This is a genomic window from Bradyrhizobium sp. AZCC 1693 (genome assembly GCF_036924745.1).
Classification (GTDB): Bacteria; Pseudomonadota; Alphaproteobacteria; order Rhizobiales; family Xanthobacteraceae; genus Bradyrhizobium.
Map to the genome: position 1 here is coordinate 6,660,661 of NZ_JAZHSD010000001.1, position 17,246 is coordinate 6,677,906.

13 protein-coding genes and 1 other RNA gene are annotated in these 17,246 nt (G+C 63.4%); 9 read left to right on the top strand and 5 right to left on the bottom strand.

The genetic code is table 11. The features are described 5' to 3' along the window. Nucleotides 1-236 precede the first annotated feature (236 nt). Nucleotides 237-2,492, top strand: a complete 2,256-nt coding sequence (locus tag V1293_RS31740; protein WP_334515148.1) for a TonB-dependent siderophore receptor — start codon at nucleotides 237-239, stop codon at nucleotides 2,490-2,492. A 28-nt stretch (nucleotides 2,493-2,520) separates the two neighbouring features. Here the strand turns inward: V1293_RS31740 and V1293_RS31745 are convergent, their stop codons facing one another. Next, nucleotides 2,521-3,162: a TetR/AcrR family transcriptional regulator gene (locus V1293_RS31745; RefSeq protein ID WP_334515150.1), complete on the bottom strand. Its 642-nt coding sequence runs from the start codon at nucleotides 3,160-3,162 to the stop codon at nucleotides 2,521-2,523. A 202-nt stretch (nucleotides 3,163-3,364) separates the two neighbouring features. Here V1293_RS31745 and V1293_RS31750 point away from each other — a divergent pair, with 202 nt between their 5' ends. The 3 genes from V1293_RS31750 to V1293_RS31760 all read left to right on the top strand — a co-directional run bounded on the left by V1293_RS31750 (nucleotide 3,365) and on the right by V1293_RS31760 (nucleotide 8,412). Further along, nucleotides 3,365-4,648: an HlyD family secretion protein gene (locus V1293_RS31750; RefSeq protein WP_334515153.1), complete on the top strand. Its 1,284-nt coding sequence runs from the start codon at nucleotides 3,365-3,367 to the stop codon at nucleotides 4,646-4,648. 51 nt (nucleotides 4,649-4,699) lie between these two features. Beyond that, a complete protein-coding gene (locus tag V1293_RS31755) occupies nucleotides 4,700-6,280 on the top strand; it encodes a DHA2 family efflux MFS transporter permease subunit (RefSeq protein WP_334515155.1) in 1,581 nt (526 codons plus the stop codon). A gap of 329 nt (nucleotides 6,281-6,609) precedes the next feature. Then, a complete protein-coding gene (locus tag V1293_RS31760) occupies nucleotides 6,610-8,412 on the top strand; it encodes an ABC transporter ATP-binding protein (RefSeq protein WP_334515157.1) in 1,803 nt (600 codons plus the stop codon). Between the two features lie 349 nt (nucleotides 8,413-8,761). Here V1293_RS31760 and V1293_RS31765 read toward each other — a convergent pair whose 3' ends face one another. Continuing rightward, complete coding sequence (locus tag V1293_RS31765; RefSeq protein ID WP_334515159.1) at nucleotides 8,762-9,793, bottom strand: DMT family transporter; 1,032 nt, start codon at nucleotides 9,791-9,793, stop codon at nucleotides 8,762-8,764. Nucleotides 9,794-9,865: 72 nt separating this feature from the next. Next, nucleotides 9,866-10,609: a sulfite exporter TauE/SafE family protein gene (locus V1293_RS31770; RefSeq protein WP_334515161.1), complete on the bottom strand. Its 744-nt coding sequence runs from the start codon at nucleotides 10,607-10,609 to the stop codon at nucleotides 9,866-9,868. Between the two features lie 186 nt (nucleotides 10,610-10,795). Between V1293_RS31770 and V1293_RS31775 the strand changes: the two genes are divergently transcribed. After that, nucleotides 10,796-11,509 (top strand): alpha/beta fold hydrolase, encoded by a 714-nt coding sequence (locus V1293_RS31775; RefSeq protein ID WP_334515162.1) that lies wholly within the window; start codon nucleotides 10,796-10,798, stop codon nucleotides 11,507-11,509. Between the two features lie 143 nt (nucleotides 11,510-11,652). Here the strand turns inward: V1293_RS31775 and rnpB are convergent. Further along, nucleotides 11,653-12,070, bottom strand: an RNA gene (gene rnpB / locus V1293_RS31780) — RNase P RNA component class A. A gap of 143 nt (nucleotides 12,071-12,213) precedes the next feature. On the opposite strand from rnpB, the gene V1293_RS31785 reads away from it, so the two are divergent. From V1293_RS31785 to V1293_RS31800, 4 genes are all read left to right on the top strand, one after another. Continuing rightward, nucleotides 12,214-12,645: a PAS domain S-box protein gene (locus tag V1293_RS31785; RefSeq protein WP_334515165.1), complete on the top strand. Its 432-nt coding sequence runs from the start codon at nucleotides 12,214-12,216 to the stop codon at nucleotides 12,643-12,645. Nucleotides 12,646-12,762: 117 nt separating this feature from the next. Then, nucleotides 12,763-13,113, top strand: coding sequence for a YciI family protein (locus tag V1293_RS31790; protein WP_334515167.1), 351 nt, complete (start codon nucleotides 12,763-12,765; stop codon nucleotides 13,111-13,113). A 39-nt stretch (nucleotides 13,114-13,152) separates the two neighbouring features. Beyond that, entirely contained in the window at nucleotides 13,153-14,388 is a 1,236-nt protein-coding gene (locus V1293_RS31795; RefSeq protein WP_334515168.1) for an RNA polymerase sigma factor, read from the top strand. A 354-nt stretch (nucleotides 14,389-14,742) separates the two neighbouring features. After that, a complete protein-coding gene (locus V1293_RS31800) occupies nucleotides 14,743-16,023 on the top strand; it encodes an IS4 family transposase (protein WP_334515170.1) in 1,281 nt (426 codons plus the stop codon). Between the two features lie 38 nt (nucleotides 16,024-16,061). Here the strand turns inward: V1293_RS31800 and V1293_RS31805 are convergent, their stop codons facing one another. Further along, nucleotides 16,062-16,850 carry an N-acetylmuramoyl-L-alanine amidase gene (locus V1293_RS31805; RefSeq protein WP_334515172.1) on the bottom strand — a complete coding sequence of 263 codons (789 nt, stop codon included), beginning with the start codon at nucleotides 16,848-16,850 and terminating at the stop codon, nucleotides 16,062-16,064. Between the last annotated feature and the right edge of the window lie 396 nt (nucleotides 16,851-17,246).

Here is a 17,246-nt window from a genome sequence, read left to right on the forward strand (position 1 = left end):
CGTCGCACGCGGTGCATGACGGCCGCGTCCGCGGTTGCGGCGCTCGCTGTGTTCTCGCATGAGATTGTTTGATTAGACCAATAGTAATTCTAAATTTCGTTCGACCATCGCTGCTCAACCCGTTTGGACAAATACTAATTCTAAACGCGTGATTGACGCGCTGTTGTATCCCTCGCGCACTTCATCGCAGTGGTCGCGCTTGTTACTGGTCCCGCGCGAAGCGATGAGGACTGGAAATGAATGCATGCTTGAAGACCGCGGGATGGTTCGGCGCCGCGCTGCCGATGCTCGCCGCGATGATCGATGCGACGCCGGCGGAAGCGCAATCGTCCGCGCGGGAATTGCCGGCAGTTGTCGTCGACCAGCCCTCACGTTCGCCGGCCGCGCGGTCGCGCCCCGCACCCAAAAGGCAATCCGCGTCTGCGGCGAGCCGTCGCGCAGCCCAGCGCGCGCAGACGCCGCCGGATGCCGCGGCCGCCGCAGGCGCGCGCGCTGAAACGGCGACCGGACCGGTGCGCGGTTATCTCGCGGGCCAGAGCGGCACCGGCACCAAGACCGACACGCCGCTGCGCGAAACCCCGCAATCGATCACGGTGGTTACCGCCGACCGCGTCACCGACCAGGGTGCGCTCACCGTGCAGGAATCGCTGCGCTACGTGCCGGGCGTGTTCGCCGACGCCTACGGTCCGGATTCGCGCGGCGACTATCCGCGCATTCGCGGCCAGGATCCGAACATCTATCTCGACGGCACCCGCGTGGTGAACACGTTCCAGTTCAACGAATGGCGGCCCGATCCCTACACGCTGGAGCGCATCGAAGTGCTGCGCGGCCCGGCATCGGTGCTGTATGGCGACACCTCGACGGCAGGCCTGTTGAACCTGGTCTCGAAGCGTCCGCAGGCGGAAAGCTTCAACGAGGTCGGCGTGCAGTATGGCAGCTTCAACCGCAAGCAGGTGCAACTCGACTCGACCGGCAACCTGACCAAGGACGGCGAGTGGCTGTACCGCTTCATCGGTGTATTCCGCGACAGCAACTCGCAGACCGATTACGTCAAGGACGACCGCATCGTGCTGGCGCCGTCACTGACCTGGCGGCCGACCAACAACACCAACTGGACTGTGCTCGGCACCTATCAGAAGGACAAGACCGGCTCTTCGACCGCGTTCCTGCCGCATGAAGGGACGCTGTTTCCTGGTCGCAACGGCCTGATTCCGGTGCGGCGATTCGCCGGCGAGCCCGGCTTCGACAAATACCAGACCGAGACCGGCGCGATCTCGAGCCTGTTCGAGCACAGCTTTGGCGATGCGCTGAAAATTCGCCAGAATATGCGCTATACTCATGTCGAGGGCATCTATAGAACGATGTATCCGGATTTGACTATCGATCCAGCCAATCCGGATTCTCCGTTTCTTGATCCCAGCAGACGCACTGTGGCGCGCAGCATCTGGAGCCGCGAGACGGTCAAGGACAGCCTGACCTCCGACAGCAATGCCGAACTCAAGATGCTAACGGGTCCGGTTGCGCACAAGCTGTTGTTTGGCGTCGATTACCGCGAACTCAGGGAACGCGCGCGATCTGCCTTCGCCAGCGATCCCACGCCATTTGATCTCTACGCGCCGGTTTACACCGGCGTGACTCCGCCAACGCTGTCGCCCGAACCGGATTTGCGCCAAAGCCAGCTCGGGCTTTATGTGCAGGACCAGATGCGGCTGGGGCCATGGCTGGCCATCGTCGGGCTACGCCAGGATTACGTCACCAGCGACGTCGTGGGATCGCCGGTGGAGAACACCAAGGCGACCACCGGCCGCGCCGGGCTGATGTATGAACTGCCGTTCGGGCTGACGCCTTATGTCTCCTACGCACAGTCGTTCAATCCGAACTTCGGCAGCGGCGTCTGCGTCGGCGTCTGCGTAGCCTCGCGCGGTGAGCAGGTGGAATTCGGCTTCAAGTACAATCCGTTTGCCGGCACGGCGATCAACGGAGCAGTCTTCGACACCACCGAGAAGAACAGGTTGGCAACCGACCCCAACGGTTCTCCGTTCTCGGTCCAGACCGGCAAGGTGCGGATTCGGGGTGCCGAACTCGAGGTGATCACCCGCGTGACGCCGGACCTCGATCTGATCGGCGCCTACGCCTACGTCAATGCGATTGTCGAAAGCGGCGACAACGCCGGCAAGCATGTCGAAACCGTTCCCGAACATCAGGCCTCGCTATGGGCGAAGTACCGACTCACCGCGCTCGGCCTGCAGGGCGTCACGATCGGCGGTGGCGTGCGTTACATCGGCGAATCCTGGGACGGCGCCGACCTCATCCGCACACCTGACTACACGCTGTTCGACGCGATGATCCGCTATGAGACCGGGCCGTGGCGGTTTCAGGTCAACGCCAGCAACCTTGCCGACAAACGGCATGTCACCACCTGCCTCGCGCGCGGCGACTGCTTCTTCGGCATCGGCCGCACTGTGCTGGGGAGCGCGACGTACAGGTTCTAGGGCGCGCCCTCGAAAGGGGAGGCCGGTCTCACTTCGGCTTCGCCCGGTACGTCTGCAAAAATATCCGCGTCGCGCTGTCGACCACGCGCGCGATGAGTTCCGCCGATGGCGCCGGCTCTGCCTGAAACACGAACGGCAGAAACAGCGTCGCCTGGCACATCTGCATGAACTGCGCTGCTGCAAGCTGGCAGTCGTCGATTGCCAGATCGTTCGGCTGGACATGCGCCTGCAGATATTCGGCGAGACGGTTGATCGTCTTCGCCAGCACGTTCTCGTAGAACCGGCGGCCGACCTCCGGCATCCGCTCGGCGATCGCCATCACCGTGCGGATCGACGATCCGCCGCCTGGCCGGCACATCGTACCGATGTAGGTGCGGCCAAATTCCCGCAGCGTGGTTTCGACATCGCGCCTGGGGTCGAGATTGTATGCGATCTTGCCCTTTTCGAGCGCTTCGTCCTCGACGATGGCTTCGAACAGCCGGCTCTTGTCGGCGAAGTAGACGTAGAGCGTGCCCTTGGAGACGCCGGCGGCGCGCGCGATCTCGTTCATGCTGGCCCCATCAAAGCCCAGATCCATGAACACCTTTCGCGCGCCGTCCAAAATCTGCCGGCGCTTCGAACTGTCTTCCTCGCCAAAGGGATGAATCGTGTTTGGTGTGGATGCAACCATTGGTTTATCTTCTCGCGCAAAAATTCAACCCGAGATAATGGCGGGAAGTCTTTCTCGCGTTATGGTACGTGTAGGAGCAATATAGCTTGACCGAACCGTTCGGTCAATGATACATTTTAGATCGAGCGCCAATGCGGCCGGTTTCCTCTCAGGTTTCCTTGGCCCACGTGCATCGTGATATTTGGAAATGGGGAGGCCTGTAATGGCCGCAGCGAGAGACCAGGCCGCACGCATCGTTCGCGAAACGGCGAACGGTGAAGCCGCACCTGACGCCGGTGCGCAGCTTGCGGACCAGTTGCGGACTCACGTTACGGATGAAACCCGGCGTCGCCCAGCGGAGCCGCCCAGCGGTCCCGTATCCGAAAAGCCAGCCGCAGCATCCGCCGATGCGGCGAAACCGGGCAAGCGCAAATTCATCATGATCGGCGTGCTCGGACTGCTCGCGCTGGCCGCGATCGGTTACGGCGCCTACTTCGTCCTGGTCGGGCGCTTCTATGTCTCGACCGACGACGCTTATGTTCGCGCCAACAACACCACGCTTGGCGCCCGGGTATCGGGCCATGTCGCGGCCATCCTGCCCCGCGACAATTCGATCGTTCGCGGCGGCGACGTGATTTTCAGGATCGATGACGGTGACTATCGCATCGCCGTGGATGCCGCGCGCAGCAAGATCGCGACCCAGCAAGCCACCATCGACCGCATCGGCCGTCAGGTCACGGCGCTCGAAAGCGCCGCGGAGCAGGCCAAGGCGCAGCTCGCTTCCGCGGACGCGGCGCTGAAGCGCGCCGGTCTCGACTTCGATCGCCAGCAGACGCTGAGCACCAAGGGTTTTGCCTCGCGCGCCGCCTTTGAAGTTTCAGAGGCCAGCCGCGATCAGGGCATCGCGGCGGTCAAATCGGCGCAAGCGGCTTACGACGCCGCGCGCGACAATGTCGAGGTGACGAAGGCACAGCAGGCCGAGGCCCGCGCGCAGCTTGCGGAATTGCAGACCCAGTTGGCCAAGGCGGAGCGCGACCTTGCCTTCACCTCGGTGCGCGCGCCGGTCGACGGCGCTTTCTCCAACCGCCTCGTCAATACCGGCGACTTCATCCAGGCCGGCCAGCGGCTCGCCAATGTGGTGCCGCTCAACGACGTCTTCATCGACGCCAACTACAAGGAAACCCAGCTCAAGCGGATCCGTCCCGGCCAGCCGGTGAATATCTCGGTCGACGCCTATGGCCACCGCAAGTTCGCGGGTGTCGTCGACAGCATTTCACCGGCGGCGGGCTCGGTGTTCACGCTGCTGCCGCCGGACAACGCCACTGGCAATTTCACCAAGATCGTGCAGCGGCTACCGGTTCGCATTCGCGTGCCGAAGGACGTCGCCAAGCAGAACCTGTTGCGCGCCGGCATGTCGGTCTATGTGACCGTCGATACCCGCGAGGGCGCGGCCGACGCCGACAGCGAGGCCGACCTCGATGCGCCCGGGATGGTTCATCCGCAGTAGTTTCTCCCTTAAGGCCCCGGGCAAAAGCCCGGCGCCCGTTCCGAGCTGACCATGGCCGACGCCACCGCCGCATCGCCTTCCATGAACGCCGCGGGCGACGACCGCATTCCGCCGCGACGGCTGTTCGCGTTTCTCATCATGGTGTTCGGGATGTTCATGTCGATCCTGGACATCCAGGTCGTCTCGGCGTCGCTGCAGCAGATTCAGGCCGGCCTTTCCGCCAGCTCCACCGAAGTGTCGTGGGTGCAGACGTCCTACCTGATCGCCGAGGTGATCGCGATCCCGCTTTCCGGATTCCTGTCGCGCGCGTTCGGCACCCGTTTGCTGTTTGCGATTTCCGCCTCCGGCTTCACGGTCGCGAGCTTCTTCTGCGGCTTTGCCTCGACCATCGAGCAGATGATCCTGTGGCGCGCGATCCAGGGATTTTTGGGCGCGGGCATGATCCCCACCGTGTTCGCGTCCGCCTACACGGTGTTTCCGCGCTCGAAGTTCTACATCGTCGGGCCGATCATCGGGCTGGTCGCGACGCTGGCGCCGACGATCGGGCCGACCGTCGGCGGTTTCATTACGGACATGATGTCGTGGCACTGGCTGTTCTTCATCAACATCGTTCCCGGCATCGGCATCACCATCGGCGTATGGCTGCTGTGTGATTTCGACCGGCCCAATTTCGGGCTGCTCGAGCATTTCGACTGGTGGGGCCTGCTGTTCATGGCCGGTTTCCTCGGCACGCTCGAATATGTGCTGGAAGAGGGCCCGCAGTCGCAATGGCTGGAAGACACGTCGGTCGCCATCTGCGCGGCGATCTGTGCGGTTTCGGCGATCGCCTTCTTCTGGCGCGTGCTCAGCGCGCGGGAGCCGATCGTCGACGTCAGGACGTTTACCGATCGCAATTTCGGTGTCGGCTGCCTGATCTCGTTCTGTGTCGGCATCGGCCTTTACGGCCTAACCTACATGTATCCGCGTTACCTCGCCGAAGTGCGCGGCTACAGCCCGCTGATGATCGGCGAGACCATGTTCGTCTCTGGTATCGCCATGTTCCTCACCGCGCCGCTCGTGGGTCGGCTGATGGCGAAATACGACATGCGCTACCTGATCGCGATCGGTCTGGTGCTGTTCGCGCTCGGCTCCTATCAGATGACGTGGATCACGAAAGAGTATGATTTCTACGAATTGCTGATTCCGCAGATCCTGCGCGGCGCCGGCATGATGCTGGCGATGGTGCCGACCAACACGATCGCGCTCGGCACGCTGGCGCCGGAGCGGGTGAAGAACGCCTCGGGCCTGTTCAACCTGACGCGCAATCTCGGTGGCGCGGTGGGGCTGGCCGTCATCAACCAGGTGCTGAACGAGCGCACCGACCTGCACATCTCACGCCTGCACGACCGCGTCACCTGGGGCAACGCCACCGCGGTCGAGACGCTCAACATGTTCACCCAGCGCCTGCAGGGCATGGGCGATGCCACGCTGATGGCGATGAAGCAATTGTCGCAGATCGTGCACCGCCAGGCCGTGGTGATGGGTTATGGCGACGCCTTCTTCATGCTGACCGTGTTCTATTTCGGCCTCAGCCTGTTCGTGATGGTGTTGAAAAAGCCGTCCGCAACGGTGCTCGGCGGCGACGCGCATTGAGCGGGCGCGGCAATGCGCGATCACGCTGATGTCATGTTGCAAATCACCCGCGATGCATTTATAAGCTGCGCATTGTCGCTCGAACCGGGGAGATTTGCATGATTTCGATGTATTCGCAGATCGCACCCTCGCGTCCGATGCTCGTGCTGGTATTTCGGTCGCGTCACTGAGCGCGATCTCCGCCGGCCCTGATCGGGTCTGACGCCCGGTCTCCAAAGCTTCCCAACGACTTAATCGATTCTTTCAACGACGCTTGCGTTCGGCCTCTCGCCGCCCGCGCGTCCATTCAGATGGAGCCGGCGTGTGCCTTTGCGCAGCCGGATGACGCCATGACCGTTCAAACAGATAAACGTCCCGCGGCGATACGCGTGGTGATTCCATTCGTGTTCCGCCACTGGCTGCAACAGCCCGGCCGCGCCGCTATCGTCGCGGGCGGCCTGCTCGGCGCGACTGCGGCCGACCTGTTCATGCCGATCTTCTCCGGGCGCCTGGTCGATGCGCTGACCCTGGGCGCTTCGGATGCGGCGGCGCGGCATGCCGCGTTCGTTGCCTTCGGCGGGATCGTGGCGCTCGGCCTCATGTCGATGATCCTGCGGCTGACCGGCCTGCAGGCGATCGTGCCGTTCACGCTGAAGACGATGTCCGACGTGTCGCGCGACGCTTTCGCGCGCGTGCAGCGCTTCTCCACCGACTGGCACGCCAACTCATTTGCCGGCTCGACCGTGCGCAAGGTCACGCGCGGCATGTGGGCGCTCGACCTGCTCAACGACACCATCCTGATGGCGCTGTTGCCGTCGCTATTGGTGCTGGTGGGCTCGATGATCCTGCTCGGGCTGCACTGGCCGGTGCTGGGCGCGGTGATCGCGGTCGGCACGGTGATCTATGTCTCGATGACGATGGCGTTCTCGGTGAACTACATCGCCCCTGCCGCACGCGTCTCCAATGCATGGGACACCAAGGTTGGCGGCACGCTGGCGGATGCCTTGACCTGCAACGCGGTGGTGAAATCCTTCGGCGCGGAAGCGCGCGAGGACGCGCGGCTGGCCGGCGTCATCGGCCGCTGGCGCACGCGCGTGCGGCGGACCTGGTTCCGTTACAACTACACGAGCACGGCGCAGCTCGTCGTGTTGTTGTGCTTCCGCGGCTCGGTGATCGGCGGCGCGATCCTGCTGTGGATCGCCGGCCGCGCCACGCCGGGCGACGTCACCTATGTGCTGACGAGCTACTACATCATCCACGCCTACCTGCGGGACGTTGGGATGCACATCAACAATCTGCAGCGTTCGGTGAATGACATGGAGGAGTTGGTCGCGATCCATGGCGAGCCGATCGGCATTGCGGATGCGCCTGATGCGAAGCCGATCGACATCCAGGGCGGCCGCATCGTGTTCGACGACGTGACGTTCCATTACGGCGGCCATCGCGTGCCGCTGTATGACGGCCTGTCGGTGGAGGTCCGCGCCGGCGAGCGGGTCGGCCTGGTCGGCCGTTCCGGCTCCGGCAAGACCACGTTCGTCAAGCTGGTGCAGCGGCTGTACGACGTCAGTGGCGGCAAGATCCTGATCGACGGTCAGGACATCGCGAAAGCGACGCAGCATTCGCTGCGCAGCCAGATCGCGATCGTGCAGCAGGAGCCGATCCTGTTTCACCGCACGCTGGCGGAAAACATCGCCTATGGCAGGCCGGGCGCCAGCATGGTGGCAATCGAGCAGGCGGCGCGGCTTGCCAACGCGCACGACTTCATCCTGCGGCTGCCGAAAGGTTACGGCACGCTGGTCGGCGAACGCGGCGTCAAGCTGTCGGGCGGCGAGCGGCAGCGCGTCGCGCTGGCGCGGGCGTTCCTGGCGGACGCGCCGGTGCTGATCCTGGACGAGGCGACCTCGAGCCTCGATTCGGAATCGGAAGGCCTGATCCAGCAGGCGATGGAGCGGCTGATGAAGGGGCGCACCTCGATCGTGATCGCGCACCGGCTGTCGACGGTACGCAGCCTCGACCGCATCCTGGTGTTCGACCGCGGCCAGATCGTCGAGGAGGGAACGCACGCGGCGCTGACGGCGCGTCCGGGCGGCGTCTATCGCGGGCTGTTCGAGCTGCAGGCGACCGAGTTCGGCCGCGTCTCGGCGGCGGAGTGAGGCCGCGCATTCTTGCTAACCCCATCGATGGCGGAATATATTTCGGCCGTCGATGGAGCGTACGCGATGCGCTGGTTTCGAAAAGTGCGGAAGCTTGACGTTTGGGAAGCGGCGGACATTCAACCGGCCGGGGACATCGAAGCGGCGCACGCCATCCGCGACATTTGCAGGTCAGCCGCGGCGATCGTCGAACATATGGCGAGCGTTCATGGCAGCAAGGCGGAGCAGGAGCGGGCCTCCGGCGCCGAGCGATACCAGGCCGCCATCAAATGCGCGCTCGAGATCGCAGGCAAAATATCCGACGATGCCATGCGTGATGTCGCGGTGAGCCAGATCATCAGGCTATGCGTCAAGGTGAATCATTTGAAGACGGCCCGCGCGCTGCTTCGGGCCATTCAGTTGGAAAAGATGCGAGCCGAACTGATTGCGGAGTGTCCGGCCCTGATCGATCAGGATGCGGCCAGCTGAGGTGGTTCGCGATCGCGTTGCGGCAGCGCCGGCGCGGCCTTTCGCGCGTGCGCGTCGAGATCGCAACCGTCACCACGACAGCGGCGGCGAACAGCAGGATCTGCAGCGTGATGGTCTCGGCGTTGAAGATCGCCGCCAGCGCAAAGGTGACGAAGGGTTGCAGCAATTGTATCTGCGACACCCGCGCGATGCCGCCCGTTGCCAGGCCGGCGTTCCATGCGAAGAACCCGATCCATTGCGAGAACAGCGCGACATAGAGCAACCCGAGCCATGGCCTCACGGCGATCTGGCTGATGTCAGCAGGCATGGTCAGCGCGGTCGCGGGAATCGAGAGCGGCAGCGCGATGACCAGTACCCAGCTGATCACTTCCCAGCCCGGCATCTGCGAGGTGAGCCGGCCGGAGAACGCATAGCCGATCGCGGCGACCGCGACGGAGGCGAACAGAAGCAGGTCGCCGGCCGCGAGCGCCCCGCCGCCTTGACGCAAGGCAAACATGATCACCAGCGCGGCGCCGGCGACCGAAGCGATCCAGAACAGCGGCCGCGGCCGTTCGTGGGTGACGGCGACCGCGACGAGCGCGGTGGCGATCGGCAGCACGCCCAGCACCACGCCACCATGCGACGCGTCGACCCGCTGCATCCCGAGCGACATCAGAAGCGGAAACAGGATGGCGACGCAGAGCATGACGATCACGAGCTGCGGCCACAGCGCGCGGGGCGGCAGCTTGCGGCGCAACACCAGGAGGAGCGCCAGCGAACACAGTCCGGCGATCGCGGTGCGCATCGAAGTCAGTGCAATCGGATCAATTTCCGCAACCGCGATCCGCGTCGCCGGCAGCGTGCCGCCGAAGATCGCCATGCCGACAAAACCCAGCAGCAGACCGAGACGTTCGCGCGACGAAGGAGAGGACATGACGCGATTGGTTAGCTGCTTTGCAGGGCAGCGTACAGCAATCTACTCGGAGCACATGGCGGCTATGCGCCGCTATCTCGGAGCAATGCTGCTCCACACCAATCCGGCGCCTGACAGAAACAACAGCGCCAGCACGACGTCGTAGAAGTTTCGGTCGTTCAAGGCGTGGTAGGTGCGCATGCCGAGGCGGGCGCCGATCAGCGTGCCGGGCATCGCCAGGAGCGCCAGCCAGAAGACGTTTGTTTTGACGAAGCCGCTGGCGATCTGAAGGATGAGTGCGGCGCCGAGCACGGTGCCATTAAAAATCTGGAAAACGCCGCGGCGCTGATCCTTGGTCCAGCCGCGGATGCTGGCCCACAGGGTCGGAAGCGGGCCCGACAGCCCGGCAAGGCCGCCGAGAATGCCGCCGGCAAATCCGACGCAGGCGTCGGCGATGCGGCCGCCGAAGCGAAAGGCCATCGGCTTGCGGATGAAATAGAGCGCGGTCGGAAACACCAGCAGCATCACGCCGACGCTGAGCTTGAAAACTTGCGGGTCGGCGCGCGCGACCAGCAGCGCCCCGATCGGCATGCCGAGGAGCCCGCCGGCCACGAATGGCAGAGCCAGCTTGAAGTCGAGCAGCTTCCACATCGACGGCAATGTCGAGATCTGCGAGCTGACCGAACAGATCAGCACCAGCGGCACGGCAATCGCGGGCGGCAGGATGTATAGCCAGATCCCCAGCGCCATCAGCGCCGTGCCGAAACCGGCAAGCCCGGAGACGAAACCGCCGGCAAGTGCGCCGGCAATCAAAATCGCGTAGGTGGCGACGTCCACTCTTCTCTTCCTTCGTCATTCCGGGGCGCATCGAAGATGCGAACCCGGAATCTCGAGATTCCGGGTTCGATGCTTTGCATCGCCCCGGAATGACGACGTTAAAATTTGCGTCGACGTTTACACGATGGAGCAGCTAGGTACTATCGCAATCGTCACCTTCAACAATAACCCGGTGGAAACGGCCCGATGAGCGCACCTCCTTCGAAAACCTTTCTCGTCTGTCACGGCGCGTGGTCCGCGGGCTGGGCCTGGAAGAAGATGCACCCGCTGATGCAGGCGGCCGGGCATCGGCTGGTCACCCCGAGCTACACGGGCCTCGGCGAGCGCGCGCATCTGGCCCATCCGGCAATCAACCTCGATACGCATATCGAGGACATGCTGAACGTCATCAAGTATGAAGACTTGCGCGACATCGTGCTGATTGGCCACAGCTATGGCGGCATGGTCGCCAGCGGCGTGGCCGACCGCGCCCGCGACAAGGTCAGGCAACTCATCTATGTCGACGCCTTCGTGCCCGGCGACGGCCAGTCGCTGCTGGATCTGAACCAGGTGGCAGTGTTGCGGATGCAGGAGCTGGTAAAGTCCGGCGGCTGGCGCGTGCCGCCGAACCCGACGCCATCGGATACGTCGCCTGCAGATGTCGAATGGCTCTCCACGCGCCGCGTCGACATGCCGATCAAATGTTTCGAAACCAGGCTCAAGCTAACGGGCGGACCGTTGACCCTCCCACGCAGCTACATCTACGCCACGCGCATCACGCCTGCCGATACGTTCGGACCGTTCGCCAGGATGACGAAGGGCGATCCCGCCTGGAGCTATTACGAGATCGACGCCAGCCACTCGCCGAATGTCACCGCGCCGGAGGCGCTGATGGGTTTGCTGCAGAAGATTGTCGCGTAGTTCTGTAGATCCTCTGGGTGAGTGGGTGGTCGTAAACTCAGCTTACCCCTGACCACCTGCCGAAATGGCGAGGGGCCCGGCGTGTTCGCGCCGAACCCCTCATTTCAGCAAGACGCGTTTTCTTCGAAAACGCTTTCGCACAAAATATCAGCCGGCCTGTAAGCCGGGTTCTGTAGGGCACCACTCACTTGCGCAAGCGATACGTGACGGCCATTCCTCTGGGACCATGTTTGCACATGGCCTCGAGCAACCTACCCGGACGGCGAGCCTGACATCGCCCTGCGGTGTTATCGCTTTCGCGAACGGACCCGCGTTGCCGTCCCTATTCGGTTTTGCTCCCGGTGTGGTTTGCCATGCCGTTTCCGTTGCCGGATACGCGGTGCGCTCTTACCGCACCTTTTCACCCTTGCTCCGTCCGGAGACGGAGCGGTTCGTTCTCTGTGGCACTTTCCCTGGGGTTGCCCCCGCCGGACGTTATCCGGCACCGTATGTCGATGGAGCCCGGACTTTCCTCCCCCGCAGCCTTTCGACCGTAGCGGGAGCGGCCGTCCGGCCGACTGACATCATACGCATGGGGGCTCTAGCGCGTCGCGTCAAGGGACCGCGATGGTTAATCGGGTTCCATGCGCGCAATTTTGACAGAAGCGTCACCGGGGCATTTGATGCTGGCTCATCGATTTGAGGACAGATAGCGGTGACGAGTGATGAACATTCCTGCCGGTCTTGGTGAAGCCCTGCTGCACAGCGCCTCCGACGCGATCATCGCGACCGATCGCGAAGGCCGCATCACATTCTGGAATCCCGGTGCGGAGCGGATCTTCGGCTTCACGGCCGGGGAGGCTCTCGGCCAGTCGCTCGACCTGATCATTCCCGAAAACCTGCGAGCGCGGCACTGGAGCGGCTTTCGCCACACGATCGCGACGGGAACCAGCCGCTATGGCCACGGCGACCTGCTGTCGGTACCCGGCCTGACCAGGGAGGGCGTGCGGATTTCGGTCGAGTTCACCATCGTGCTGCTGCGAAATGGGGCGCAGGAGACCACGGGCACCGTGGCCGTCATGCGCGACGTGACGAAGCGCTTTGCGGAAATGAGGGAATTGAAGCGGCGGCTCGCCGGGACCGGCGCGCAGTCCTGATCGCCGGCTCCAGGATTGCCGCTCCGTCTGAAAAATAATTTCCCCGACGATGTCGTCTTGCCGGTGGCCCGTTCGACTGGGTGTCGGCGATCCAGCCGAACAAGAAGGAGTAAAGCGATGCAGTACCTGCTGTTGATCTATCGGAACGAAGCCGAAATCGGCAAAATGGGCCCTGCCGAGCGGAAGCAAGTGAGCGCCGACTACGGCGCATTCACCCAGTCCATCGTTCAGAGCGGCCATTTCAAGGCCGGCGACGGCTTGCAGCCGACGACGACCGCGACCACGGTGCGGGTTCGCGACGGCAAGATGCTGACCACGGATGGTCCGTTCGCGGAGACGCGCGAGCAACTCGGCGGCTACTATCTGGTCGAGGCCAAGGATCTCGACACGGCCCTCGGCATTGCCGCGCGCATTCCCTGCGCCAAGTCGGGTTCGATCGAGGTCAGGCCGGTCATGATCTATGACTGACGGCGAAGCCGTCATTCCGGGCTCGAAGCGGTAAACCAGATGACTCCGGTCGAGATCGAAAGAATATTTCGCGACGAGGCGGGCAGGGCGCTGGCGACCCTGATCCGCCTCGTCGGCGATTTTGATCTGGCCGAGGATGCCTTGCAGGATGCGTTCGCGGTGGCGTTGGCGCGGTGGCCCAATGCTGGCCTGCCGTCCAATCCGCGGGCATGGCTGGTCAATGTCGGGCGCAACAAGGCGATCGACCGCATTCGCCGCAACGTCACGCTTCGCGGCAAGCAGCAGGAGCTGACGCGCGAAATCCTGCTTAATGCGTCGGCGCCGTGCGAGAATTCCGACGGCGTGCTCGACGACGACATGCTGCGGCTGATCTTCACCTGCTGCCATCCGTCCTTTGCCGCCGAGGTTCAGGTCGCGTTGACGCTGCGCACGGTCTGTGGCCTCACGACCACGCAGGTCGCGCGCGCGTTTCTTGCAAGCGAGGACGCGATGGCGCAGCGCCTGTTGCGGGCCAAGCAAAAAATTCGTCTCGCCGGCATTCCCTATGAGGTGCCGGACCGCGACGCGCTGGAGCCGCGGCTGCGCGGCGTGCTCGCCGTGATCTATCTCGTGTTCACCGAAGGCTATGCGGCGACATCAGGCGAAGACCTGATGCGGCCGGATCTGGCGCGGGAAGCGATCCGGCTGGCGCGGCTGCTCGACGCGCTGATGCCGGGACGCGGCGAGATCAAGGGGTTGCTGGCGCTGATGCTGCTGCACGATTCCCGCCGTGCCGGCCGCGAGACCGCAGGCGGCGACATCGTGCTGCTGGAAGAGCAGGACCGGACGCTGTGGGATCGCGGGCAGATAGCGGAGGGCCTGCAACTCATCGAAGAGGCGCTGCGAATGCCGGGCCGGCCGCAATCCTATGCGGTGCAGGCGGCCATCGCCGCGCTGCATGCGCGTGCGTCGAACTACAAGGACACGGATTGGCGGCAGATCGCCGGCCTCTATGAAGTGCTGCTGCGGATCAGCCCGTCGCCGGTGATCGAGCTCAACCACGCCGCCGCGTTGTCGATGGTCGATGGCCCGGCGCGGGCGCTCGACCTGATCGATGCGCTGGAGGCGCGCGGCGGGTTGAAGGGGTATGAGCTGCTGCCGGCGGTTCGCGCTGACCTGTTGCGCCGTCTCGGCCGGCGCGACGCAGCGCGTGACGCGTATCTGAAGGCAACGGCGGCGACGCAGCTCGAACCGCTGCGGCGGTTTTATGCGCGAAGGATCGCGGAGCTTGGCTAGCGTAACCTCGCCCCGCCTCTTGCGGGGAGAGGTCGGATTGCCCATGGCGATCCGGGTGAGGGGACTCTCCGCATACTCACATCTTTCGAATTTGCTGAGGCAGCCCCTCACCCCAACCCTCTAAGAGCGAGCTTCGCTCGTCTCGACCCCGCAAGAGCGCTAGTTGATGCACACATCGTGGCTGCGACGGAATGACTCGGCCTTTTGATTTGGCCTTCCATAGCGAGAAGTTAGTGTGATTCTGTGTCTGGCACTTCGATTCTGTTGAGGTGCCAAGATGTTGAACGAACAATTCAGGCTTGGTCGGTTCGGGGATGGTCGCCTCGATAAAGGGGGGCGGCACTGCTCGAAGGTATGGTCACGCGCGCAAGTTCGTGCTTGCGGCGAGTGGCGGCCGGTGATCGTGCCAAGATAGTCCAATACGGCCGACTTCTCGCCAATGAGAACGTGAGCTTGGAAGCACTGCTCACAGGCTGGGGCGAACAGACGGCGGTTGCGGCGGCCGGCCGGCATGTGCTGGCGATCCAAGATACAAGCGAGATCAACTTTAGAACCAAGCCCGGACGTCGGCGTGGGCTGGGCGAGATCGGCAAGGGGACCGGCCATGGCTTGCTGTTACATGCGATGGCCGCGGTGGATGCCGACAGTGACGCATGTCTGGGTCTGGTTGCCGGCAAGATTTGGACGCGCCAGGGCCGGGTAACGGTGCCGCATGACAAGCGGCCGCTGGAGCAGAAGGAATCGGAGCGTTGGATCAGCACGGCCAATCGGGCCAAGCAGGTGCTGTCTGCGGCCGCGATGGTCACGGTGATTGACGATCGCGAGGGCGATATCTATGCCAAATGGGCAAGCGTATCGGCCTCAAACTTCCATCTGTTGACGCGGAGCATGCATGATCGCGTGCTGGTGGACGGTGCGAGTATGTATGCCACCGCCGCCAGCTGGCCCATTGTCGATACCGCGACCATCGATGTTGTGGCGCGCGCCGACCGACCGGCCCGACAGGCCAAACTCATGCTGCGTTTTGGCCGGGTCACCCTCAAAAGGCCGCAGGCCGCGTCGCCCAGCTTACCCAAGAGCGTCGAACTCACTCTGGTCGAGGTTGCTGAAGTCGATCCGCCGGCCAGCGTCGAGCCGCTGCACTGGTACCTGCTGACGACCCATGAAGTGAGCGATGTCGCTTCCGCCCGGCGGATCGTCAACTGGTACAAAAGGCGCTGGATTATCGAACAACTGTTCCGCCTGATCAAAACTCAGGGCCTCCAGCTCGAAGATAGTCGGATCGAAACTGCCGACCGACTGCTCAAGCTCACGGCGATTGCCGCCAAAGCTGCTGTCATGATCCTGCAGCTCGTTCAGGCGCGCGACGGACGCAGCACCGAGCCCGCCAGCAACGTGTTCAATGAAGAGCAGATCAAGCTCCTCGCCGCGCTTGCCACCAAGTACGAAGGCAGGACCGCACTCCAAAGCAACCCAAAACCTCCGCAAAGCCTGACTTGGGCCTCATGGATCATCGCCCGCCTCGGCGGATGGGACGGATACCCACGCACCAAACCCGGCCCCATCACCATGAGGCATGGCCTCGAATACTTCTTGGGCGTAGCCTCGGCTTGGCAAACCCTAAAAGACGTGTGAATCAACTAGCGCAAGAGCGGGGCGAGGGAGCGAATTACCTACCTCGCCGCAGCCACCGTCGTCATCGCCTCCGGCGGCAGGCTCGTCAGCAGTGCGTGCAGCGTGCTGATGGTCGAGTGATCGGCGATCCCATCGACGCGTGCGGGGCGGAAGTGGCGCTGAAAGGCGGTGACTACCTCCATGGTCGCGCCGTCGAACTTGCCGGTGGTCGGGACCTGGTAGCCGTATTTGGCCAGCGCCATCTGCAGCCCGGCGACGTCGTCGCTGATGCTGCCGAGCTTGAGCGTTTCGCCGCGCACGATCGGCGCCGGCTGCACCCAATGCCCGACGCCGGAATTGGCCAGCGAATGCCACGGAAATTTTTCGCCGGGATCCCTTTTGCGCGCAGGCGCCACGTCGGAATGCGCTAGCACGCGATGGGATTGTATCTTGCGGCGGAGCATGATGCCGCGGCACAGCGCGATCACGGCGGCGATCTGGCGCAGCGGGAAGTCCGGATAGCCCCAGTCATGGCCGCGATTGATGATCTCGATCCCGATCGAGCAGGAATTGATGTCTTCCTCGCCGGCCCACGAGGACACGCCGGCGTGCCAGGCGCGCTTGGCTTCCGGCACGCATTGCACGATGCGACCGTCTTCCAGCACGATGTAGTGCGCGGAGACGTCGGTGCCGGGGGTGCAGAGCTGGGCGATCGCGCCCTCCACGTCCGGCATGCCGGTGTAGTGCAGCAGGATCATGTCGGCGAGGCGGCCGTTGTTGCGGTCGCCATGGTTCGGTGACGGGATGACGTCGGATGCGATCGAGGAATCTGGGGTAAAGGTCTTCATGTCGGCGTTGGCCCTGGGAACGGGAAGGGCGCGTTGACGCCTCGAATCAATACCAGCAGATGCGAACGAACCAGAAGCCATTTTTTAGTCTCAAACCGGGCGGGAGAACGGCAACATAGTGTCTTAAGCAGCAATGCCGTTTACTATTCATTTACCTCGCGCTCGTGCAATCCGGGGTTCGAGTTCCAGCTCGCATTTTGACCGGGTGTGTGCGAGGTGCATCACCATTTTTTGGTATCTAGAGCTTCGGTTCTGATTGAATCAGAACCGAAGCTCTAGGCTCTTGTTTTGACGCGTTTTCTTCACGCGAACCGGTGCCCACTTCGCTCGAAAACGCTATAGAAAGCGCGCAAAACCCGCAGCCGATCATCAACGCTTTCTTAACGCTAAGTGCCG